Below are 20,668 nucleotides of genomic sequence, written 5' to 3' on the forward strand. Positions count from 1 at the left end.
GCATCCCGTGGAACTGGCGCATCGGCCCGGCGAGCCGTGCGGTCAGCGACGAGACCTATGTCGCACAGGCCTTCACGCCTGCGGGCATCGGGCTCCGTCCGTTCTCCGTCGCCCATGTCGAGCAGCCTTGGCGCAGGCCGCGCACGTCCGGCGATCTGACCATCCGCTGGACGCGCCGCTCCCGTGCGCTCGCCGCTGACAGCTGGGGCGGGCTGGAGGTGCCGCTGGCCGAGGAACTGGAAGCCTACGAGGTCGAGATCCTCGACGACGCCATCTTGAAGCGGGTGCTGAGCACCGCCACCACCAGCGCGGTCTACACGGCCGCCCAGCAGACCGCCGACTGGGGCGCGCCGCTCGCCCCCGGCGACACGCTCGACATCCGCATCTTTCAGCTCTCCGCCCTTGTGGGGCGAGGTGCGCCAAAAACCGTCACGCTTACACTCTGAAGGCCATCCCATGTCCGACGCCACGACCCATCTCCTGCTGCCCTACATCCTGGCGGCGCAGGCCCAGAAGCATGTCACCCATAACGAGGCGCTGAGGCTGCTCGACGGGCTCGTCCAGCTTTCCGTCCTAGACCGAGATCTGACCACGCCACCCGGAAGCCCCACCGATGGCGACCGCCACATCGTCGGCTCGGGCGCGACGGGCGACTGGGCTGGCTGGGACCTGAACGTGGCGCTCTGGACGGACGGCGCCTGGCTGCGCCTGCCACCACGGACCGGCTGGCGGGCGTGGGTCGAGGACGAAGGGGTGCTGCTCGTCTACGACGGCGCGGGCTGGGTCGGAACCACCCCGGCGGCGCTGCAGAACCTCGCGTTTTTGGGGCTGGGTACGACGGCGGATACGTCGAGCCCATTCTCGGCCAAGCTGAACGCGGCGCTCTGGACAGCGAAAACCGTGGCCGAAGGCGGGACCGGCGATCTCTTCTACACCATGAACAAGGAGGCCGCGGCCGACGATCTCGGGCTGACGCTGCAGACCGGCTTCGTGACCAAAGCGCTGGTCGGCCTCTTCGGGTCGGACCGCTTCCGCCTGGCGGTCTCCGCCGACGGCAGCACCTTCCTCGACGGGTTGAGCGTCGACAACGACACCGGCATCGTCGACCAGCCCCGGCTGCCGCGGTTCAAGGGCTACACCAACTACGACAACTATGTCGGCATCGACACCTGGACGAAGATCGGGATCAACAATACCGACTACAACGATCAGGCCGCCTTCGACGCCGCTAACAATCGCTTCGTGACGCCTGTGGCCGGCACCTACCTCTTCGGCGCCACGCTCCTTTACAAGGTGAACGCCAGCACGTCGGCGCGCATGCGCGGGCGGCTCGTCCTGAACGGCACGACCGAGATCCGCGGGTCGCGCGGCGAGATCAGCGGCGCGCATTTCTCCGAGGCCACGGCGCTTTGGCTGCAAACCACGGTCGCCCTCACCTCCGGCGACACCGTCGAGCTGCAAGGAAACTTCCGCGCCGCGGATGGCTACTTCACCGCCGATGAGACATCGTTCTGGGGCTGCAAGATCGGCTGATCCGGGGCTGCAAGCGATCGTTACATCAAACGCGGCGTCGCGCATCACGAGCAGCGTGTCGAATGCATCGCGCTGATTGCCCATCTCCATCCCCGGCGAGCCGATCGGCATGCCCGGAACGGTCAGGCCAAGCGCATCCGGCTGCTCGGCCAGCAGGCGCTGGACATCGCTGGCGGGCACGTGACCTTCGACGACGTATCCATCGACGAACGCCGTATGGCAGGAGGCCAGTGCACGTGTGATCCCGGACCGTTCCTTGAGAGCGTTCAGGGTCTGCTGATCGACGTCCCGTGCATCCACCAAAAAACTGTTCTGGGCCATGTGTCGGGCCCATGCTGTGCAGCAGCCGCAGGTCGGCGACTTGTAGACTTCGACGCGCGGCGCCCGCGCCTGAGCAGCAGCTTGCCCGGCGAGCCCGGTGGCTGCCGCGCTCGCAACAAGGAAAGTGCGTCTGTTCATTTTATTGTACATTATGGATCCTGTTCGGTTTCAGCGCACGCGTGTGCCGAAATCGTTTATCAGCTCGTCAGGCCGGAGTGCCGGGATAGCCGGCCTCCCTCAGGGCGGTCTGGAACGCGCCAGCATCCTGGGCGGACACAACCGCTACGGTCTTCAAGGTCAGATCGCTATCGACTCTCGCGTCCGGATCAATCGCCTTGAGGGCCTTGTCTATGGCAGCGGTGCAGTGGCCACAGCTCATGTCGGGCACGTGGAACTTCATCTTGATTTATCCCTTCATTTCAGGCGCCAACTGCATTCGTTCGGTTGCATTGGCACGGGTGGACGGCCGCAGTTTCCTTGCCGCGGCTCATCTCGCGCGTCAGCAAGAAGCCGGACAGGAGTAACAATCCTCCACCAAAGATCATGCCCTGCGCCGGAACTTCGCCAAAGACAAGGTAGCCGAGGGTTGCCGCCACGATCGGCGAGACGATGATGTCGACCAGCGAATAGATGTTCGCTGTGATCTGCTTGAGCACCAGCGAAATGCCGAAATAGGCGAACCCCGTCGAGACGATGCCGAGGCAGACCGCCCACAGCATGACGGGAAGTGACAGACCGAGGGCAGGATAGGCGACGATTTTGCCGACTTCGCCCGGCCCTGCGAGAACCAGCGCCGGCGACAGCAGTATCGCCCCGGCCGCCATCGACCAGAAGATATCATTGCCCGTCTCCTCGCGTCCCTCATGGCGCATGTATGTGACCATGCCGGCATAGATCGCCCCGGTGCTGAGCGCGACAAGGTTGCCGAACCAGTCGCCTCCCGCCAGCGGTTTGGCTAGCACGATGCCCACCAGCGCGAGCCCGAAGATCAACACATAGCTTTTCTTCGCGGGCTCACCGAGGAACAGTGCCGAGAAGATGAACACGAAGAACGGGGCGACGCTCCAGAACACCACGGCATTCGCGATCGGCACGAGCGTCATGGCATAGTTGAAAACGCTGATTTGAGCGGCGATGAGCGCCCCGATAATGACCGTGTCCTTCACGTTGCCGCGGGGAAACCTTAGAGGTCGCCCGGTCGTTTGCGGGATGGACAGTGCCAGGAACGCGGCGGCAAAGCTCAGCGCGTAGAAGTTCAGCGTCTGGATCGGGATCGCATCCCCGGTCAGCTTGACGAAGACGCCGATTGTCGCCTCGGAGGCGGTGATCAAGGCGAGCAGAAGAAAGATGCGCATGTTACGTTTTCCGAGCGTGTGGAGAGCTCCCGCGCCCTTGCGAACGCGCCGCCCAGCACATGTCGCACATGGTGTCCCCGTGCGACAGTGTCCGGCGGCGGCGATAATGGCTGCGCTTTCCGTCTCCGGCGATCAGATCCGCACCCGGCCAGTCGTAGGTGCACCAACTCTGGCGGAATGCTTCGAGCGTGTCGGGGTCGTCCTCGGTCTCGGCCACCCGGCGCACGAAGCTCTGTGGCGGGCAGCATGTGAAATGTGTGAGGATGTCGTCGCCGTCGCGCCAAGTCTCCACCGCATAGCCGGGCGCCCCCGGGGCATGGAACGGGAAAACGAGGAGTGCGCGGATTGTCCAACGCAGCCGCCGCCCCGGATCGCGCGTCACCAGGCGGGCGGGCAGCGAACTCAGCCGCAGCATCCGGCGATAGACGTCCCATCCGAGATCGGCCACCACGCGGTGCGCTGTCTTGGGCGTCACGCCGAGATGGCGCAAGCTGCGGTCGGCGGCTGTGCTCCACGCGGCCAGTTCGACCATCACCGCGTTGCCAAAGCCGGGGAGCGCGTCCAAATCCGCCTGCGACCGCAGGCGGCATACCTCGCCGTCCATCGCCTTGAGGAACCGGTCGATCTCGGGATCGAGCCAGCGGGTCTGCGTGCCGTCCGAATATGTCAGGAGATTGTTGGCCAGCCCTCTGCGGGCGGCCTGTCTGATGACGCGCCGGATGATCCGCCGCGCAAGTCTAAGCCGAATCGATGGCGCCGATTGGGTCGCAGGACCGTTCATGTCGCCGTCCTTTCGGCGGTCGGCGTACGGGTGATGTCGATCGTTTCGGCGCCGCTTTCATCGAGACAACGGTCCTCGACCTGCAAGGTCACGAAGAAGAAGCCGAAGCGGTCACGCAGCATCCCGTATGCAGCCTTTAGCACTTCCTGTGGGTCGGCGCCCTCTTGCACGCGCAGGTGACCGGAAAATACGTGCTTCCCGCTGGTCAGCGCCCAGGCGTGAACGTGGTGGGCGTAGGCCACGCCGCCGAGGGCTTCGAGCCTACGCGTGACCTCCGGAAGGCTGACATCGGCCGGCGTGCCCTCCATCAAAAGATGCATGGAGTCGCGCAGGATACCCCAGCTTGCCCAGAGCAGCACGAAGCCGAACGCCATGCCGAGGATCGGGTCGATGAGCAGGAAGCCTGTGAACTTGATCACCAATGCGGTGACGATGATCAGCAGGCTGCCGACGAAGGTCTGGATGATATGCCAGAGCGCGCCCTTCACGTTGAGGTCGCTCTTGCTCTGCTTCCAGATCAGTCCCAGCGATATGAACTCGGTCACCGGCCCGCCGGCAGCGGCCAGCAGCATCGGGCCGGTCGGCAACGCGATCGGGTCCGACAGGCGCATGGCCGCCATCACGATGACGACCAGGGCCATGCCGAGCAGGAAGCCGCCGTTGACCAGCGCACCGATGATTTCGGCGCGATACCAGCCGAAGCTGCGGTCCTCGTCGGCGGGACGCCGGGCCAGACGCGCGGCGACGATGGCCACAAGCACGCCGCCGACGGCGGAGAAGGTGTGGAACGCGTCCGAGATCACCGCGATCGACCCGGTCCAGAGGCCGATGCCCATCTCGATCACGAAGTAAACCCCCGTCAGCCAGGCGGAGATCGCCATTCCGCGGCCGCTCGACGGCATGTGCCCGTGATGCCCGTTGGCCATGGATGTTCTCCTTTCGATCAGAGCCGGACGCGGCGAAGCCGCAGCGCGTTCGAGATCACCGAGACCGACGAGAGGCTCATCGCCGCCGCGGCGATCATCGGTGACAGCAGCAGCCCCACGACCGGATAGAGGACCCCGGCGGCGATCGGCACGCCCGCCGCGTTATAGGCGAAGGCGAAGAACAGGTTCTGCCGGATGTTGCGCAGCGTCGCCACGGCCAGCTTGCGCGCCCGCACGAGCCCCACCAGATCGCCGCGCATCAGCGTGATGCCGGCGCTTTCCACCGCCACGTCGGCGCCCGTGCTCATGGCGATGCCCACGTCCGCCGCCGCCAGCGCCGGGGCGTCGTTCACCCCGTCGCCGGCCATCGCCACCGACGCGCCCTTGGCGCGCAGTTCCTCGACCAGCTTCTGCTTATCTTCGGGCAGAACCCCGGCGCGCACCTCGTCGATGCCGAGTTGCCGCGCGACAGCCTCGGCCGTGCGCTGGTTGTCGCCGGTCGCCATGATGATGGTCAGACCGAGCGCATGCAGATCGCGGATCGCCCCTTCGGTGCTTTGCTTGATCGGATCGGCCACGGCGACGATCCCGGCCAGCGCGCCATCGACGGCCACGAACATCGCTGTCTTGCCATCCGCGCGGAGCGTGTCGGCCCGCGCCTCGGCTTTTCCGGTCTCAAGGCCGAAATCCTGCATCATCGCCGGGTTGCCGAGCGCCACGCGGCGTCCATCGACGGTGCCGCGCACGCCCTTGCCTGTTACCGCTTCGAAATCGGCCGCGCTGCCGGGCGACAGACCGCGATCCCGCGCGCCCGCGACAATCGCCTCGGCGAGCGGGTGCTCGGAGCCGCGCTCCAACGCAGCGGCAAGGCCCAGCACCTCCGCCTCGTCGCCCTGCAGCGCCACGACATCGGTGAGCGTGGGCTTGCCCTCGGTCAACGTGCCGGTCTTGTCCACGATCACGGTATCGACGCGAGCCATGCGTTCCAGCGCCTCGGCGTCCTTGATCAGCACGCCCGCTTGTGCGCCGCGTCCTGCGGCGGTTGTGATCGAGATCGGCGTTGCGAGGCCGAGAGCACAGGGACAGGCGATGATCAGGACAGAGACGGCCGAGGCGATGGCGAAGGCCAGCGCCGGTTCGGGACCGAAGGCAAGCCAGGCGAAGAACGCCGCGATGGCCACCGCGACGACCGTCGGTACGAAGATCGACGAGACCCGGTCGGCCAACCCCTGGATTGGCGCGCGGGAGCGCCGGGCGCCGGCGACCATCTCGACGATCTGGGCCAGCACGGTGTCAGCTCCGACCTGCGTCGCCCGGATCGCCAGCGTCCCGTTCTTGTTGATCGTGCCGCCCGTGACCCGGTCGCCCTCGGTCTTCTCCACGGGTACAGGTTCGCCCGTAATCATGCTTTCGTCGACGGAGGACCGGCCCTCGACCACCTCGCCATCGACCGGCACGCTGTCGCCTGGTCGCACACGCAGCATGTCGCCTTCTACGATGTTCTCGAGCGGCGCATCGTATTCCGAGCCGTCCGGCAGGATGCGGCGCGCGGTCTTGGGCGCGAGATCCATCAGCGCGCGGATCGCGTCGCCGGTGCGTTCCCGCGCGCGAAGCTCCAGCACCTGACCCACGAAGACCAGTGCGACGATCACGACAGCTGCTTCGAAATAAGTGCCGACCCCATCGCCCATGCGATACTGCTCGGGAAAAACGCCGGGCGCGAATGTGGCGAAGAGCGAGTAGATATAGGCCGCTCCGACGCCCAACGAGATCAGCGTCCACATGTTGGGCGACAGGTTGCGGAAAGAGTCGATGCCGCGCCTGAAGAACGGAAGCGCCGCCCAGAGGATGACGGGCGTGGCGAGGACGAACTCGACGTAGACCGACAGTTGATGCCCAAGCCAGTCGCGGACCGGCAGGCCGACCAGTTCGCCCATCGTGAGGATGACCAGTGGCACGGCCGCCGCCGCGCTGATCCACATTCGGCGGGTGAAGTCCGTCAGCTCCTCGCTGGGCTCGTCCGATGGCACCATCGGCTCCAGCGCCATGCCGCAGATCGGGCAGCTTCCGGGTTCGTCGCGCACGATCTCGGGGTGCATGGGGCAGGTGTACTGGACGTCCGCGGGGGCGGCCTTCTTCTTCCCTGCGGCGCGGCCCGACGCGTAGTGCCACGGGTCGGCCTTGAACTTGGTCTGGCATTTCTCGGAGCAGAAATGGAAGGTCTCGCCCCGGAACTCCGCGTGCCGCCCGTCCGGCTTGACCGCGACACTCATCCCGCAGACCGGGTCCTTCGCCGTCTCGGTTCCTGCGGGTATGTCGGACGCCGCGTGATGATGATCGTGGTCCATGCTGTGCGCACCTTTCTGGTTCGGTCGCAGTGTCACGCCTCCAGCGACTGGAAGCTCAAGTCACTTTTGATGGTGGTCGGGATGGCCTTCTGTGATCGGATTGCGCGCAAGAAAGACCAGCTCGAACAGGAACACCAACGCCATGCCGGTCGCGCCAAGTACGACGATCAACGGATCGGACTGCCACTTCATCGCGGCGAAGGCGGCCAGCACCACCATGTCGAGCACGATCGCCGTCAGCAGCACCCAGCCGCGCGCGCCGATCTCCCGGCGGAGATGCCGGAACACGCCCAAGTGAACGATGATGTCCATCACCAGGTAGAAGAAGACGCCCAGCGACGCGATCCGGCCGAGGTCGAAAAACACGGTCAGCGCCGAGCCGATGACGACGGTGTAGATCAGCATGTGGCGCTGGATCCCGCCCGACATGCCGAAATGGCTGTGAGGGATCATCTTCATGTCGGTCAGCATAGCCAGCATGCGCGACACCGCAAAGATGCTCGCCAGCAGCCCCGAAGCAGTTGCCACCGCCGCGAGAAGCACCGTGAGCAGGAACCCCGCCTGCCCGAGCGCGGGTTCGGCCGCCTCGGCCAGGGAATAGTCGCGCGCTTCGATGATACGGTCGATGGTCAGGCTCGACCCGACACCGAAGGCGACCAGCAGGTATACGACGACGCAGAGCGTGATCGAGATCGTGATCGCCCGGCCCACATTGTGGTGCGGGTCAGTGATCTCGGCGCCGCTGTTGGTGATCGTGGTAAAGCCCTTGAAGGCCAGAATGGCCAGCGCCACGGAGGCGACAAAGCCGGTCGCGGTGAACTCGTGGCCGACCTCGGAGGCGGCGGAAAAGCCGACGCCGCTCGACCACAGGGCCGCAATTCCGAAGATCGCGATGCCGCCGATCTTGATCAAGGCCATCACCAGCGAGAAGAGCCCGACCGACCGGTTGCCGGCAACGTTCACGAAGAAGGCAAACAGGATCACTGCGACGGCGATGACCGGTACCAGCGGCCCCTCCGTGATGTCGAAGGGTCGCAGAACATAGGTCGCGAAGGTTCGCGCCACGAGACTCTCGGCGATCACCATCGACAGCGCCATCAGCATCGCGGCGCCCGCCGCGATCGCCGTCGGCCCGTAGGCTTTCGTCAGGATCATCCCGATGCCGCCCGCGGACGGAAAGGCGTTCGACATCTTGGCGTAGGTGTAGGCGCTGAACGCGGTCACGATTGCACCGACGATAAAAGACAGCGGGAAGAGCGGCCCGGCAAGCTCGGCGATCTGCCCGGTCAGCGCGAAGATGCCCGCGCCGATCATGACCCCGGTGCCCATGGCCACTGCGCCGGGCAAGGTGATGCTGTTTTTCCGATATTCGGAACTCATGACACGTCTTCCTTTTGATCGGTTTCAGGTGCGTCGGCATTCCCGGGTGTGCCACGGCGGAGCGCGAGGACGACCAGGGGAACCGCCGTCGCGAGCCCGAGCCCGAGCACGACCCATTCGGCACTGCCAAAATCGCCGTCCATCGCGGCGCTGCCGAAATGCGCCAGCAGGAAGCTGGCCGGCAGGATCCCGGCCATCGTTGCCAGACCGAAGCGCCAGAAATGAAGACGGCTCAGCCCGGCCGTATAGCTCATCGCGTCGAAGGACACGAAGGGCAGAAGACGGCTGACGAACACGGTGAGCGTCAGCGCGTTCTGCGAGCCAAGCAGCCCGTAATCGGCCTTGTCACCCAGGAGGCGCTCGACCGGTCCTCGCCCAAGCCTGCGCGCGATCAGGAATGCCATTATCGCCCCGATTTCCGCCCCAAGCGCAACATACACCATGCCCGCATAGTGGCCGTAGGCCGCCCCGGATGCGAGCGCGATCGGCGCGCTTGGGATGGGGCTTGCGACGACCGCAGCGGTCATGAGAGCGATCACCGCAAGCGGCCCCCACGACCCGGCCGACGCCACCCATGCCTCGATCGTTGTCCGGTCGATGGCGCCGGGCAACCAATCCATGGCCCAGGCGAGGATCAGGAGCGCCACGAAAGCGGCCGCGATCCAGAACCCGGCCCGATGCAGCCAGGCGTCCCGAACCGATCTGGTGCGCGCGCCCGGCATCTCAGCGAAGATCGTCGGGCAGCGACGCGAGGGCTGTGTCGAGTGGAACGACGGGCAAGCCCGCGGCCAGCCAGCCGGGGCCGCGCGGCGATCCGAGCATGCCCTCGGAGACGTTGGCAAAGCCCGCGTGGCCAGACCGGGTCAGGGTGTCCAGCAGCGCCGCGGACCGGCCTCCGGTCGCGCAGATCAGTCCAGCCTCGCGCGCGCCGGCCAGGACTTTCGCGGCGAAGAGCCGTTCCGCGAACCCGTCTTCATGCATGCTGATCGGCCAGACCCCGGCGCCGACACCGGTTTCCTGCCATTCCGCGCGCGATCTGACATCGATCACGCGCGCGGTGTCGCCAAGAAGCGCGTCATGTGCCTCTTTTGCCGACCAGATCGCTCGACTCTGCGCCAGAGCGCGAGACGCCGCGAGCCAAAGTGGCGCTGCGGACAGGCCGAGAAGGACGAGGCGCCGGTCAAGAAAGCGTGTCATGGTCGCCACTGTCCTCAGGCCGCTTCCACAGCGCGCACGAGCATGTCGCGGACCTCGCCGGCCACCTTGTGCAACGCGGCATTGTCCACTGCCTGCATGGAGGCGACCGGGTCGATGGCGCTGACCTCCGTACCACCCTCGACGCTGCGCAGGATGACATTGCAGGGCAGCATCGCGCCGATCCGCGGCTCGAGGCCCATGGCTTCCCAGGCCATGTTAGGATTGCAGGCGCCAAGGATCTTGTAGCCATCCATGTCCTTGTCGATCTTCTTCTTCATCGTCGCCTTGACGTCGATCTCGGTCAGAACGCCGAAGCCTGCCTCCGTCAGCGCCGCGCGTACGCGGGCCTCCGCGTCGTCGATGTCGGAGCCCACCATCACCCGATCGTGCGTATATGCCATTCTGTCCGTCCTTCCATGGTTGAGGCCCAGTCCCGCTCGATGCGGAACCGGGCAAGGGGTGGCGGAAAGGTGGGCTCAGTTATTTCCCATGCGACCCTCGCCGGGTGTCCCCATCATGCCGCCGTCGCCCTGCATGCCGCCGTTCGGGCCGGGCATCATGCCGTCGCGCATCGTCTTCATACGCTCCATCATGTCAGCCGGCTTGACGATCTCTGCCACCGACACCGCGCCGTCGCCATCGTCGTCGAGGAACTGGAAGCGGTCTACCATGGTTTCGCGAATGAGCGCGCTGTGGAGGGTCTCGAATTCTGCGAGCGACAGCGTTTCGTCGCCATCGGCGTCATATTCCGCCAGCAGGGCCTGCAGTCCTTCGTGGGCCTCCTGCGATGTCACCGTGCCATCGCCATCCGCGTCGAATCGCTCCATTCCCATGCCCATCAGCGACGCTCCGCCGCCCATCATGCCCATGCCCGACATGCGGCCACCGGCGTCCATCATGGCCATGCCGCCCAAGGGACCGCTGCTCCCCATCATCTGGGCGTGCATCCGCATCATCGTCTGCATCATGTCATGGTTGCCGGCGCCGGGACCTTGCGCTCCCGGCGCGCCCTGACCGCCATGCCCATGATCGCCCGCGGCCAGCGCGGCCCCGCCCATAGACATCAGAATGGCGGTCGCCACCGCGAGTTTCGCTCCAGTTTTCATGTCCGTATCCTTTCTCGTGTGAAATGCCTAACCGACATGGGAAAGTAATAAAGAACGCCAAGGCTGCGTCATTTCCGATTTTGTATCCGTTCGTCGCAACGCGGGTGCCTGATACAAAGCGCTACAATCGCGGTGCTGACCCTGTGTCGCCACCCTGCCAAATGATAAGGATGAATAGCTTGCCGCATATCCTGGTTGTCGACGATCACCGCCAGATACGGGATTCGGTCACGCGATTCCTGGAACGCAATGGCATGCGGGCGACGGCGGCGAAGGATGCCCGAGACATGGACGAGAAGCTCGCGAAAGGACACTACGACCTGATGGTGCTCGACGTCATGATGCCGGGCGAGGACGGGCTTTCGATCTGCAAACGTCTATCGGCCGAGAAACGGCTTCCGATCATCATGCTGACTGCGCTCGGGCAGGATCAGGACCGTATCGTGGGTCTGGAGATCGGCGCGGACGACTACCTCCCGAAACCGTTCAACCCGCGCGAGCTGCTCGCACGGATCAAGGCGGTACTGCGCCGCGCACCCGAGGAGATGAGCGAGGCCGGGGCACTTTCGGGGCGCATCCTGCGGTTCGGCGGGCTGGCTCTCGATACCGACGCCCATGTCATTACCGACCGGGACGGCAATCGCGTGCAACTGACGACGGCGGATTTCCGGCTCTTGACGGTCCTTCTGGCGCGTCCGCGCACCGTCCTGAGCCGCGAACAGCTTCTCGATCTCACGGCGGGGCGCGCGGCGGGCCCGCTCGACCGCACGATCGACAACCAGATCAGTCGGCTGCGGCGCAAGATCGAGACGGACGCGTTGCGCCCGACGCTCATCACGACCGTCCGGAGCCACGGCTACAGTCTGAACGCGGATGTCGAGGTGATCGCGTGACCCGGCCGCGCATCGGCAGCCTGCGCGCGCAGCTCGTGATCCTCATTCTTGGGGCATTGGCCATCGCGCAGGCGGTGAGCCTGTGGCTCTTCGCGGACGAACGCAGCCTGGCCGTTCGCGCCGCCCTTGGCTTCGAGGCGGCGGGGCGCGCCGCCAATGTCGTGCGCCTGTTGGAAGAAGCGCCGCCCGATCTTTCCGCGTCTATCGTGCGGGCGGCGAATTCGCCGCTGGTGCGGTTCGACCTTGCGCCCGCCCCGAGCGTCACCGCGCCTGACCATCATCACGCAGCCTATATCGAAACGCGCGTCCGCGCATTGCTTGGCGACGGCTTCAGTCGCGACATCCGCGTTAACCTCAGAGAAACCGGCGTCCCGCTTCATCCGATCCCGAACCTGTCGCCGCAAATGGCTCGGATGCATCAGGAGATGATGCGTGGCAGGATGCAGGCGGTCGAGATGACCCTGTCCATCGCGCTGGCCGGCGGCCAATGGCTGAACGTCGCCACGCGGTTCGAGCGCCCGCCTTTGCAATGGCCTCTTTCCTCTTTCCTGACCTTCGGACTGACAGCCGCGCTCATCCTCGTCGCGGTATTCTGGTTCGTGATGACCCGCCTGACCGGGCCCCTACGGGATCTTTCGCGCGCCGCCGAGGATCTGGGTCGCGGTGACGCGGTTGATCCGCTGCCGGTCGCCGGCCCCGAGGAGGTGCGGGACCTCACCCGCGCGTTCAACCGCATGCAGGAACGGCTGACGCGCTTTGTCGCGGATCGCACCCGCATTCTCGCTGCGGTCAGCCATGATCTGCGCTCGCCTCTCACGGCGATGCGGTTCGATGCTGAACTGGTCGAGGACGAGGAGACCCGCGAAAGCCTGATCGCCTCCATCGACGAGATGCAGACCATGGCCGAGGCCACCCTGACATTCGCCGAAGGACTGGCGGGCCACGAACCCTCGGAGGTCGTCGACGTGCGCGACTGGCTGGAGACACTGGCAGACGACAAGGTCACGCCGTTCGCGCTGACTGGTGGCCCGTCGATGACGGTGCGCATTCGCCCGCTCGCCCTGCGCAGGGCCGTTCGGAACCTGGCGGAGAACGCCATCCGTTACGGTGGCAGCGCGACGGTCGGCTGGGGCCGCGCGGGCGACGATCTGGTGATCGAGGTCACCGATCACGGCCCCGGAATCCCCGAGGAAGAGCTCGAGGAGGTTTTCGCGCCGTTTCACCGCCTGGAAGCGTCCCGCTCGCTCGAAACCGGGGGACACGGGCTGGGCCTTGCCATCGCGCGGGCAATCGTGCGCGGACACGGCGGCGACATCCGGCTCGAAAACCGTGCCGAAGGCGGACTGAAGGCTTCGATCTTCATCCCGCTGTCGGAGGACGCACCCATCAACGACGAGAGACAACGGAAGGAGACTTGAAATGAGACAAACGGCACTTTTGGCAATTACCGGTCTTGCGGCGCCGACACTGGCCGCCGCGGACCCCGGGGAAAACTGGCAGGAAGGATATGGTCACATGATGTGGGGCGGCGGCCACGGAATATTCGGCGGGCTGATGATGATTCTGTTCTGGGGTATCGTCATCGCCCTGATCGTCTTTGCAGTGAAATGGTTCAACGACAACCAGGGCGGCGGCAATCGCGGAAAGCGCGATGCGCTCGAGATCCTGCGCGAACGCTTTGCTTCGGGCGAGATCGACGAGAAAGAGTTCGACAGCCGGCGAAAGGCGCTGGAAAAGTGAGGCGGGCACCCCCCGGCCGTTCTCGCCGAAGCGGCACAAGGCCGGGGCCATTGCCATGCCATGAATTGCGACAGCCACGTCTTGGAACGGGCGCGGCAGCGCCCCATCAGGGTTGTGCGGCGATGGCCCTTTCGTCCCCCGCGGCATCATCGAGCGCCGCCATGACCGCGTCCGGGGTCAGCAGTTCCGGCAGGACAATCCCGTCCGGTGCGGCGGGGCCATAGACCGCGTTGAACGGAATTCCGTAGCGGTTGAAGCTCTCCAGATAGCGCGAAATCGCCGGATCGGGTCGGGTCCAGTCGGCCTGCATAAGGATGATCGCGTCTGCTGCAAGCGTCAAGACGACAGGGTCGCGGTCGAGCACGAGCGCCTTGTTCGCCTTGCAGGTCAGGCACCAGTCGGCCGTGACATCCACGAACACGACCTCGCCCCTTGAGACGCGGCGCGCGATCTCCGCCCGGTCGAAGGCGATCCAGTCGGTGACCTCCGCCGAGTGCGCGCGGGGCGCCGATGTGTCGGCCAGATACGCAGCCCCGAAGAGCATGATCCCCAAGATAGGCAACGCAAGCCCGGCGCGGATCGCGCCCCGGAGCCACGGCAGCGACAACAGCAGAACGAGGCCCGCCGTCATCCCGACGACCGCGAGCATCGTGGTCGTGCCGGCCACGCCCTGCAGCACCCAGACAAGCCAAGCCGCGGTGACTGCCAGAAGAAGGCCCAGCACCACGCGCAGCGCGATCATCCAGCGCCCTGGCCTTGGCAGGTGGCGGACCAGGCCCGGCCGTCCGGCGACGAGAAAATAGGGAGCCGCGAGCCCCAGACCAAGGAAGGTGAAGACCAGCGCGATGTCGGTGCTTCGTCCGGCCAGCGCGAAGGCAATGGCCGTCCCGAGAAAGGGCGCCGAGCAGGGCGTGGCCAGCAGTGCAGCGAAGGCCCCGGTCAGGAAATCGCCCACATGCCCCCCAGCGCGCCCGGCCCGGGCAAGCCGGGTTTGCAGACCGGCGGGCAGCGCGATCTCGAAGGCGCCCGCAAGGTTCGCAGCGAAAACGGCAAGGATGCCGATCATCAGCGCGAGGAACACCGGGTTCTGGAATTGCAGGCCCCAGCCGACCGTGACCCCTGCCTGCCGCAACGCAAAAAGGACCGCGGCGAGGCCCCACATGAAGACCATGACCCCCGCGGCCGAGGCAAGGAATCCCCATCGCACGGTCGCGCGACCGGCCCCCTCAAGTTTCATGGCCGAGGACAGCTTGATCGACAGCACCGGCAGCACGCAGGGCATGACGTTCAGGATCAATCCACCGAGAAAGGCTGTCAGCGCGATCCAGCCCATGCTGGAAATCGGCACTGCCGCGCGTGCTTCGCTGTAGGGCGGCGGCGGTGCCGTGGCCAGCATTTCCGGCGTCACGGTAGCGGCCCAGCCACCGGTATCGGTCGCGGTGAGCGAAGGCACAGCAGTTAGGGCATCGTGCGCCGAAAGGATGGGCAGGCGCGCCCAGAGCAGGCGGCCATTCTCGCCCAGTCTGATGTCAGGCGCCCCGAGGGAGGTACCTTCTCCCAGTTCCGGGAACACATCCGGCGTCTGGAAGGGCGAGGACCGCCGCAGCGTCACTGTCAGCGCAGTTGCGTCGGCATCGACATGCGCGGTGGCGGACCGGACGCCCCCGGGTTCCGCCTCGACCGGGACGCGGCCCGCGTAATCGGCGATGCGCGCAGCGCTCTCCGTATCGATCGATGCGCCGCGGGGCAGGTCCAGCGTCAGGGTGAAATCCTGCGGCACGCAGACGTCGGAACAGGTCAGCAGCGTCACCGAGGCGGATAGCCGCGCGGGCTGGCCGGGCTGTTCCAGCGCGATGCGCAGCGGGAAGATCACTCCGTCATGATAGCCGAAATTCTCGATGCCGAAGGCCGTGAAGCGTTCGGGCGCGGGCCACTGAAATTCGACATCGGCCACGTTGCGCGACCCGGTCCAGTCGATCACCGGCGGGAAACCCACCTCGCCGGGTGTGCGCCAATAGGTCTTCCAGCCCTCGCCAAGGTCCAGCGCCAGCCCGGCAGAAATCGTCCCCGAGCCGCGCGCGACGCCATTCTCCGCCGTGATGAGCTGTGCGCTGAGTGCCGGTGTCGTCACCTGCTCCGAAGTTGCTGCGGAGGCTGCCGGAACCCAGATCGCAAAAAACAAGGCGCTCATCGCGAGCGCGGGAATGGCCTTTTTGATCAATGTTCTCAGCATATTCTACGCCAGCCCTCGCCGCGCTCGATCTCAATCAATCGGCGCAATACGCCTTCCGCAATCTCACCCTGGATGACCGTTCCGCCGACGACCATAGCCGGTGTCCCGATGAAACCGAAAACCCGCGCGAGAGCTCTGCTGATCATGAGTTCGTCGACGACCTCATCGCTCTGCATATCGTCGATCAGCCGGTTGCCATCTATTCCGATACTGTCTGACAATCGAAGCAGATAGTCGCGCGTCGGCTGGAATGGCGTTGTCCACAGAGCTTCCTGAAACGCGACGTAGGCGCCTTGTCGCTTGGCTGCCAACGCCGCTTTCGCCGCACGGTCAGACCCTTCCCCGAGAAGCGGCAGCTCGTGCCAGGAAACCCGGACAGCACTATCGCGTTCTTCGGCAAGATCCGCGAGGCGCCTCATTTGTACGCGACAATACGGGCAATAATAATCTGAAAACGAAGCGATTGGCACGATGGAGGAATCCTCGGGCGCCTCGGCGTAAAGTGCTTTGCAAAGGTCCGCTTCGACCTCGGCGACGGTCGCCGGCCTCGGTCCATCTTCCTTCGCCTCAAGGCCGACAAATGGGTCGAAGGCGCCAGATGACGAACTTCCGCCGGATATCCGCCGGAAGCCCTCCGGGCTCGCCAAAGGCTCGAACTTGGGCGTCCCCGAAAAACGATCCAAGAGCGAGGAAAGCGTCTGGAATCCAACAACAACGCCTGCAGCGACGCCGAGAAATGCAAGTGTGGAACGTCTTGATGTCATTGCAATTCTTGCGAGTTACTTGCGAGAGAATCGAACGCATAGCCGACCCTCCCGCCTTCGCAGGCGAGGGTGACGAAACCGTCGGTGCCGGTCCGGACCGCGCGGCACCCATCCGGAAGTGCCAAAGCCGCACCGCGCGTGGACAGCGTTGCGTCAGGACCCGCGCATTGCTGTATGGCCGTTCCGCAACCGGCCAGCGCAAGAAGTGCAGCCAAGGCCAGTTTCGGACGCAGTCCGTAACCCGCTGCTCCCGTGTCAGCGCACGGCATCGACAGGACCGATCGCCGTCGGGCCCCGATCCTGTTCGGTGTCCTGCTGGCGGGTGTCCGCTTCGCTGTCATGACAGGATTTTCCCATCATGCGATGCATCACGACATGCGCGCCAAGGCACAGCGCCAACGGGGCCAGAAGGCCAAGATTGCTTGCAAGCCCGCCGAGCGTCCCGCCTGCCAGAAGAAACGCGCCGAGCGGCAAGAGCATCACGGCACAACAGGCCAGCATGCCGAGCTTCATGCCACCACCACCCGATAGCAGATTTCGTGGGTTCCAAGTCATCATGTGCGCCTTATTCATCGACAAGTCGAACGATAGCGGCCCCTACCGGGCAAAGGTCAAGGATACATTCGGATACAAAAATCAGCGGCTCGTCGGATTGTCAGTTCAGGTCCAGCCGATAGAACGAATGCTCAATATCGGGCGGTCCGGGTGCGTCGCAATTCGGCGGCAAGGTGATGTGCACCAAGCAGGTTGAGGGCAGGGAACATGGACAAACTCGGGCTTTTTTTCGGTGGGGTTCTTGCCGCCGGTCTGGGTGTGGTGATCTGGCAGTCAATGCAACGGGCCGAGGAACAGACAGGATCAATGGCCCACCCGAATCCAACTGCGTTAAGCGCCCTGGCCGAGGGCGCGCCGATCGTCGAGGTCCGGCTTCCAGAGCAATTGTCGCCCGAGGCAACGATTGGCCAGCGCGCCTTCGAGGCCAAATGCGCTGAATGCCATGGGGCGAACGCGGCCGGTCAGAATGGCGTCGCGCCGCCCCTGATCCATCGCACATACGAGCCGAGCCATCATTCCGACGAAGCCTTTCAGATGGCGGTTCGGAACGGCGTGCGCGCGCATCACTGGCCCTTCGGCAACATGCCCCCGGTCGAGGGTCTGACCCGCGCCGACGTCCAGTATATCGTGCGCTATGTCCGTGAAGTGCAGCGCGAGAATGGAATCAATTGATGCAGGTGCGGTCGTTTCTCGGCGCGCGCGGATGTTTTGTCGCGATGTTCATGATCGCGCTCGCCGTCCTTGCCAATCCAGCGCCCGGCCCTGCCGACACACCGGATGCGCGTTTCGACATCGCCGTGGTCTGGGACAACCACAGCGCGGGTGCCAGACACGCAGCGCACGATGGCGCGGTCGACCGCTCCTGCCACCCCGACCCGACTTGTTCACCTGCCGCCATTCTCATGACCCGGCCGATATTCGAGGCACAAGGATTCCAGGCCACGCGTCATCCGATCGCGGGAACGACAATACGCGGGAGAAATGCGCCCGTCGATCTTCCGCCCCCGCGACCTTGGGCCGTATCACGACCATATACCCCGAAATACCCCCAGACATGAGAGACCAAGATATGATCAAGACACTTCTGACCGGCACCGCCCTTGCGGCCGGCCTTGCCGTTTCCACTGCGGTTGCCAGCCCTGGACATGGAGACGGCATCGGCGAACCTGGCGATGCCGCACAGGTTGACCGCACCATCACGGTCGAAATGGACGAGATGAACTTCAGCCCAGAGACGATCGAGGTTGCACCCGGTGAGACGGTTCGCTTCGAAGTAGTGAATGTTGGTCGCGCCGTGCACGAGTTCAACATCGGCACGAGCGAGACCTGGAATGGCCACCTTGGCGAAATGCGTACCATGATGCGTGAAGGTATGATGACGATGCGCAGCATCAATCATGACCGGATGATGGAGGCCGGGATGATGCATGACGACGCCAACAGCGTCCTGCTGGCGCCGAGAGATACGGGCGAAGTCATTTGGACGTTTCCCGAAGGCGGCGAGATCGGGTTCGCCTGCAACGTGCCGGGCCACCGCGAGGCCGGCATGGAGGGCGATTTCCGGATGGGACACGACTCCTGACGCACGAACGACCGGTGGCGGGCGAGATCGTCGCCCGCCCCGACACTTTTCCGGAGATCCTGGCCATGCCGACACGACGCGCCTTCATCGGACAGACCGCCGCCGTTCTGGCCCTGGCGGTGAGCGGTCGGCATGTGTCTGCCGCCTCTCACGCGCCCGCGACCCTGACAGCGCGGAAGGTCTCGGTGCAGCTCGCCCCCGACGGCTATCCGGCGACATCCATCTGGGGCTACGAAGGCCGCGCGCCTGGCCCAACGATCCGGGTGCTTCAGGGCGAGCGGGTGCAGCGGCGGCTGGTCAACGACCTGCCCGAGCCGACCTCGGTCCACTGGCACGGGATCCGCATCGACAATGCGATGGACGGTGTCTCGGGTCTGACGCAAGAGGCCGTCGCGCCGGGTGAGGCCTTCGACTATGATTTCGTGGCGCCCGATGCCGGGACCTACTGGTATCACGCGCATAACAGGTCCTGGGTGCAGGTCGCCCGCGGCCTTCACGGACCGCTGATCGTGGAAGAGGCCACGCCGCCCGAGGTGGATCGCGAGGAAATCCTCGTGCTCGACGACTGGCTTCTCGATCCGGAAACGGCACTGATCGACGACAGCTTCGACCAGCCGATGATGATGAGCCATGGTGGCCGGATCGGGAACCTGATCACCACCAATGGGCGTTTCGGTCTGTCAATCCCGGTTGCGCGCCATATGCGCCTGCGCCTGCGGCTCATCAACGCGTCGAATGCGCGGATCTTTCCGTTGCAGCTTGCCGGTTTGCGGGGCTGGACGGTCGCGCTCGACGGCATGCCGCTTGCCGCGCCCGAACCGCTGCAGGACGTCCTTGTTCTCGCCCCGGCGCAACGCGCCGATCTGATCGTCGATGTGACGGCCGAAGCGGGCGAGACTGCGCATCTCGTCCGGATCGGCAATGACGACCGACCCGCCTCGCAGGTTGCGTTCCCCGTCTCGGGCAGCTCCGCGCAGACACCGCGCGCGGCACCTGCACCTCTGCCGCCCAATCCCGGCGTCGGCATCCGGTCGCTGACCGATGCCCGACCATTGCGTCTCGTGATGTCTGGTGGCGCCATGGGCCGGATGGACAGCGCATTTCTTGGCGGAGAGCGCATGGGCTTTCGCGAACTCGCGGCGCGGGGACGGTTCTGGGCCTTCAACGAGATGGCCGAGATGACGCAGGCCCCGCTGGCCGATCTTTCCCGTGGTGAGCCGGTGCGGCTTGAGATCGTCAACGAGACCGTCTTTCCCCACGCCATGCATCTGCACGGGATGCACTTCCGAGAAATCCGCGAGGGCAGACCCGTCGGCCCCATGCGCGACACGGCTCTGGTGGCCGCGCAGGAGACCCGCGAGATCGGCTTTGTCGCGGACAATCCGGGCGACTGGCTGTTTCATTGCCACATGCTCAGCCATGCGGAAAGCGGGATGATGACATGGGTGCGGGTGACATGACGCGGAGGGCTCTCATTGTCGGTGCCGCGGCACTCCTGCTTGCCGGCGTGGGGGCGTGGTTGGCCCTGCGCGACGCGCCGCAGGCCACCCTCGATCCCACTATGCCGGTGATGCCGGTCACTGTGGATATTGCGCAGGGAGAGACGCTTTATGCCGAAAGCTGCGCCGCCTGCCACGGCGCCAATCTCGAAGGGCAGCCGGATTGGCGAACCCCCGATGCGGATGGACGTCTGCCCGCGCCGCCTCACGATAAAACCGGCCACACGTGGCACCATCCCGACCGGGTCCTGTTTCAATATACGAAGCTTGGTGGACGGGAAGCCCTGGCGCGGCAAGGGGTGGAGTTCGACAGCGGCATGCCCGCCTTCGGTGATGTCCTGACCGACCGCGAGATCTGGAACATACTCGCCTACATCCAGTCGACATGGCCCGAGCGCGCCCGCGCCACGCAGGCCGAACGCACGGCCGCAGATATGGCCAACGGAGGAACCTGA

The 20,668-nt window shown here is 65.3% G+C and carries 22 protein-coding genes and 2 pseudogenes; 10 read left to right on the plus strand and 14 right to left on the minus strand.

The annotated features are described in order from the left end of the window. Together ROA7023_RS20530 and ROA7023_RS20535 are read left to right on the plus strand one after the other, a co-directional pair. Nucleotides 1–446 (plus strand): annotated as a pseudogene (locus ROA7023_RS20530) (baseplate multidomain protein megatron); the annotation flags it as partial. 10 nt (nt 447–456) lie between these two features. Beyond that, nucleotides 457–1,533, plus strand: a complete 1,077-nt coding sequence (locus ROA7023_RS20535) for a DUF2793 domain-containing protein (RefSeq protein WP_085880869.1) — start codon at nt 457–459, stop codon at nt 1,531–1,533. A gap of 99 nt (nt 1,534–1,632) precedes the next feature. On the opposite strand, the pseudogene ROA7023_RS20540 reads toward ROA7023_RS20535, so the two are convergent. The 11 genes and pseudogenes from ROA7023_RS20540 to ROA7023_RS20590 all read right to left on the minus strand — a co-directional run. After that, nucleotides 1,633–2,004: pseudogene (locus ROA7023_RS20540) on the minus strand (DUF411 domain-containing protein); the annotation flags it as partial. A gap of 55 nt (nt 2,005–2,059) precedes the next feature. Next, nucleotides 2,060–2,254: a heavy-metal-associated domain-containing protein gene (locus ROA7023_RS20545; protein ID WP_085880870.1), complete on the minus strand. Its 195-nt coding sequence runs from the start codon at nt 2,252–2,254 to the stop codon at nt 2,060–2,062. A 19-nt stretch (nt 2,255–2,273) separates the two neighbouring features. Continuing rightward, the gene (locus ROA7023_RS20550; protein WP_085880871.1) at nt 2,274–3,209 is read right to left on the minus strand and encodes a DMT family transporter; all 936 of its coding nucleotides are present in this window, start codon (nt 3,207–3,209) and stop codon (nt 2,274–2,276) included. Nucleotide 3,210: 1 nt separating this feature from the next. Continuing rightward, entirely contained in the window at nt 3,211–3,990 is a 780-nt protein-coding gene (locus tag ROA7023_RS20555) for a hypothetical protein (protein WP_085880872.1), read from the minus strand. Then, nucleotides 3,987–4,916 carry a cation diffusion facilitator family transporter gene (locus ROA7023_RS20560; RefSeq protein WP_085880873.1) on the minus strand — a complete coding sequence of 310 codons (930 nt, stop codon included), beginning with the start codon at nt 4,914–4,916 and terminating at the stop codon, nt 3,987–3,989. The genes ROA7023_RS20555 and ROA7023_RS20560 overlap by 4 nt, the downstream gene beginning before the upstream one ends. A gap of 17 nt (nt 4,917–4,933) precedes the next feature. Beyond that, nucleotides 4,934–7,264: a heavy metal translocating P-type ATPase gene (locus tag ROA7023_RS20565; RefSeq protein WP_085880874.1), complete on the minus strand. Its 2,331-nt coding sequence runs from the start codon at nt 7,262–7,264 to the stop codon at nt 4,934–4,936. Nucleotides 7,265–7,324: 60 nt separating this feature from the next. After that, nucleotides 7,325–8,644 (minus strand): APC family permease, encoded by a 1,320-nt coding sequence (locus ROA7023_RS20570; RefSeq protein ID WP_085880875.1) that lies wholly within the window; start codon nt 8,642–8,644, stop codon nt 7,325–7,327. After that, entirely contained in the window at nt 8,641–9,366 is a 726-nt protein-coding gene (locus ROA7023_RS20575) for a TVP38/TMEM64 family protein (RefSeq protein ID WP_234992370.1), read from the minus strand. The genes ROA7023_RS20570 and ROA7023_RS20575 overlap by 4 nt, the downstream gene beginning before the upstream one ends. A 1-nt stretch (nt 9,367) precedes the next feature. Next, nucleotides 9,368–9,841 (minus strand): rhodanese-like domain-containing protein, encoded by a 474-nt coding sequence (locus ROA7023_RS20580; RefSeq protein WP_085880876.1) that lies wholly within the window; start codon nt 9,839–9,841, stop codon nt 9,368–9,370. A 14-nt stretch (nt 9,842–9,855) separates the two neighbouring features. Next, nucleotides 9,856–10,242 (minus strand): DUF302 domain-containing protein, encoded by a 387-nt coding sequence (locus ROA7023_RS20585; protein WP_085880877.1) that lies wholly within the window; start codon nt 10,240–10,242, stop codon nt 9,856–9,858. Nucleotides 10,243–10,317: 75 nt separating this feature from the next. Continuing rightward, complete coding sequence (locus ROA7023_RS20590) at nt 10,318–10,947, minus strand: EF-hand domain-containing protein (RefSeq protein WP_085880878.1); 630 nt, start codon at nt 10,945–10,947, stop codon at nt 10,318–10,320. Nucleotides 10,948–11,117: 170 nt separating this feature from the next. Between ROA7023_RS20590 and ROA7023_RS20595 the strand changes: the two genes are divergently transcribed. Genes ROA7023_RS20595 through ROA7023_RS20605 form a run of 3 tightly spaced genes read left to right on the plus strand, consistent with a single transcriptional unit; the run spans nt 11,118 to nt 13,580 of the window. After that, nucleotides 11,118–11,840 (plus strand): response regulator, encoded by a 723-nt coding sequence (locus ROA7023_RS20595; protein WP_085880879.1) that lies wholly within the window; start codon nt 11,118–11,120, stop codon nt 11,838–11,840. Then, entirely contained in the window at nt 11,837–13,258 is a 1,422-nt protein-coding gene (locus tag ROA7023_RS20600; protein ID WP_085880880.1) for an ATP-binding protein, read from the plus strand. Before ROA7023_RS20595 ends, ROA7023_RS20600 begins: the two co-directional genes overlap by 4 nt. 1 nt (nt 13,259) lies before the next feature. Beyond that, on the plus strand, nt 13,260–13,580 hold the full coding sequence (locus ROA7023_RS20605) for an SHOCT domain-containing protein (protein ID WP_234992371.1): 321 nt from the start codon (nt 13,260–13,262) through the stop codon (nt 13,578–13,580). A gap of 106 nt (nt 13,581–13,686) precedes the next feature. On the opposite strand, the gene ROA7023_RS20610 is transcribed toward ROA7023_RS20605, so the two are convergent. From ROA7023_RS20610 to ROA7023_RS20620, 3 genes are all read right to left on the minus strand, one after another. Next, on the minus strand, nt 13,687–15,711 hold the full coding sequence (locus ROA7023_RS20610; RefSeq protein WP_234992372.1) for a protein-disulfide reductase DsbD family protein: 2,025 nt from the start codon (nt 15,709–15,711) through the stop codon (nt 13,687–13,689). A 95-nt stretch (nt 15,712–15,806) separates the two neighbouring features. Then, the gene (locus tag ROA7023_RS20615) at nt 15,807–16,577 is read right to left on the minus strand and encodes a DsbA family protein (protein ID WP_085880882.1); all 771 of its coding nucleotides are present in this window, start codon (nt 16,575–16,577) and stop codon (nt 15,807–15,809) included. A gap of 255 nt (nt 16,578–16,832) precedes the next feature. Then, a complete protein-coding gene (locus ROA7023_RS20620; protein WP_234992373.1) occupies nt 16,833–17,150 on the minus strand; it encodes a DUF2933 domain-containing protein in 318 nt (105 codons plus the stop codon). A gap of 189 nt (nt 17,151–17,339) precedes the next feature. Here ROA7023_RS20620 and ROA7023_RS20625 point away from each other — a divergent pair, with 189 nt between their 5' ends. The 5 genes from ROA7023_RS20625 to ROA7023_RS20640 all read left to right on the plus strand — a co-directional run bounded on the left by ROA7023_RS20625 (nt 17,340) and on the right by ROA7023_RS20640 (nt 20,668). Continuing rightward, nucleotides 17,340–17,804 carry a cytochrome c gene (locus tag ROA7023_RS20625; protein WP_085880884.1) on the plus strand — a complete coding sequence of 155 codons (465 nt, stop codon included), beginning with the start codon at nt 17,340–17,342 and terminating at the stop codon, nt 17,802–17,804. Then, a complete protein-coding gene (locus ROA7023_RS24595) occupies nt 17,804–18,190 on the plus strand; it encodes a hypothetical protein (protein ID WP_121095720.1) in 387 nt (128 codons plus the stop codon). The genes ROA7023_RS20625 and ROA7023_RS24595 overlap by 1 nt, the downstream gene beginning before the upstream one ends. 11 nt (nt 18,191–18,201) lie before the next feature. Next, nucleotides 18,202–18,714, plus strand: coding sequence for a cupredoxin domain-containing protein (locus tag ROA7023_RS20630; protein WP_085880885.1), 513 nt, complete (start codon nt 18,202–18,204; stop codon nt 18,712–18,714). Nucleotides 18,715–18,779: 65 nt separating this feature from the next. Beyond that, on the plus strand, nt 18,780–20,174 hold the full coding sequence (locus ROA7023_RS20635; protein ID WP_085880895.1) for a multicopper oxidase family protein: 1,395 nt from the start codon (nt 18,780–18,782) through the stop codon (nt 20,172–20,174). A gap of 101 nt (nt 20,175–20,275) precedes the next feature. Next, nucleotides 20,276–20,668, plus strand: coding sequence for a c-type cytochrome (locus tag ROA7023_RS20640; RefSeq protein WP_234992374.1), 393 nt, complete (start codon nt 20,276–20,278; stop codon nt 20,666–20,668).

Origin of the sequence: Roseisalinus antarcticus (genome assembly GCF_900172355.1) — a bacterium.
GTDB classification, from domain to species: domain Bacteria; phylum Pseudomonadota; class Alphaproteobacteria; order Rhodobacterales; family Rhodobacteraceae; genus Oceanicola; species Oceanicola antarcticus_A.

Bases quoted from the DNA above. Each gene is read 5' to 3' on its own strand.
- ROA7023_RS20580 (WP_085880876.1), bottom strand. From the start codon at position 9,841: ATGACACGCTTTCTTGACCGGCGCCTCGTCCTTCTCGGCCTGTCCGCA.
- ROA7023_RS20565 (WP_085880874.1), bottom strand. From the start codon at position 7,264: ATGGACCACGATCATCATCACGCGGCGTCCGACATACCCGCAGGAACC.
- ROA7023_RS20635 (WP_085880895.1), top strand. From the start codon at position 18,780: ATGCCGACACGACGCGCCTTCATCGGACAGACCGCCGCCGTTCTGGCC.
- ROA7023_RS24595 (WP_121095720.1), top strand. From the start codon at position 17,804: ATGCAGGTGCGGTCGTTTCTCGGCGCGCGCGGATGTTTTGTCGCGATG.
- ROA7023_RS20630 (WP_085880885.1), top strand. From the start codon at position 18,202: ATGATCAAGACACTTCTGACCGGCACCGCCCTTGCGGCCGGCCTTGCC.
- ROA7023_RS20590 (WP_085880878.1), bottom strand. From the start codon at position 10,947: ATGAAAACTGGAGCGAAACTCGCGGTGGCGACCGCCATTCTGATGTCT.
- ROA7023_RS20640 (WP_234992374.1), top strand. From the start codon at position 20,276: ATGCCGGTGATGCCGGTCACTGTGGATATTGCGCAGGGAGAGACGCTT.
- ROA7023_RS20570 (WP_085880875.1), bottom strand. From the start codon at position 8,644: ATGAGTTCCGAATATCGGAAAAACAGCATCACCTTGCCCGGCGCAGTG.
- ROA7023_RS20595 (WP_085880879.1), top strand. From the start codon at position 11,118: ATGAATAGCTTGCCGCATATCCTGGTTGTCGACGATCACCGCCAGATA.
- ROA7023_RS20575 (WP_234992370.1), bottom strand. From the start codon at position 9,366: ATGCCGGGCGCGCGCACCAGATCGGTTCGGGACGCCTGGCTGCATCGG.
- ROA7023_RS20585 (WP_085880877.1), bottom strand. From the start codon at position 10,242: ATGGCATATACGCACGATCGGGTGATGGTGGGCTCCGACATCGACGAC.
- ROA7023_RS20535 (WP_085880869.1), top strand. From the start codon at position 457: ATGTCCGACGCCACGACCCATCTCCTGCTGCCCTACATCCTGGCGGCG.
- ROA7023_RS20545 (WP_085880870.1), bottom strand. From the start codon at position 2,254: ATGAAGTTCCACGTGCCCGACATGAGCTGTGGCCACTGCACCGCTGCC.
- ROA7023_RS20560 (WP_085880873.1), bottom strand. From the start codon at position 4,916: ATGGCCAACGGGCATCACGGGCACATGCCGTCGAGCGGCCGCGGAATG.
- ROA7023_RS20615 (WP_085880882.1), bottom strand. From the start codon at position 16,577: ATGACATCAAGACGTTCCACACTTGCATTTCTCGGCGTCGCTGCAGGC.
- ROA7023_RS20625 (WP_085880884.1), top strand. From the start codon at position 17,340: ATGGACAAACTCGGGCTTTTTTTCGGTGGGGTTCTTGCCGCCGGTCTG.
- ROA7023_RS20605 (WP_234992371.1), top strand. From the start codon at position 13,260: ATGAGACAAACGGCACTTTTGGCAATTACCGGTCTTGCGGCGCCGACA.
- ROA7023_RS20555 (WP_085880872.1), bottom strand. From the start codon at position 3,990: ATGAACGGTCCTGCGACCCAATCGGCGCCATCGATTCGGCTTAGACTT.
- ROA7023_RS20550 (WP_085880871.1), bottom strand. From the start codon at position 3,209: ATGCGCATCTTTCTTCTGCTCGCCTTGATCACCGCCTCCGAGGCGACA.
- ROA7023_RS20620 (WP_234992373.1), bottom strand. From the start codon at position 17,150: ATGAATAAGGCGCACATGATGACTTGGAACCCACGAAATCTGCTATCG.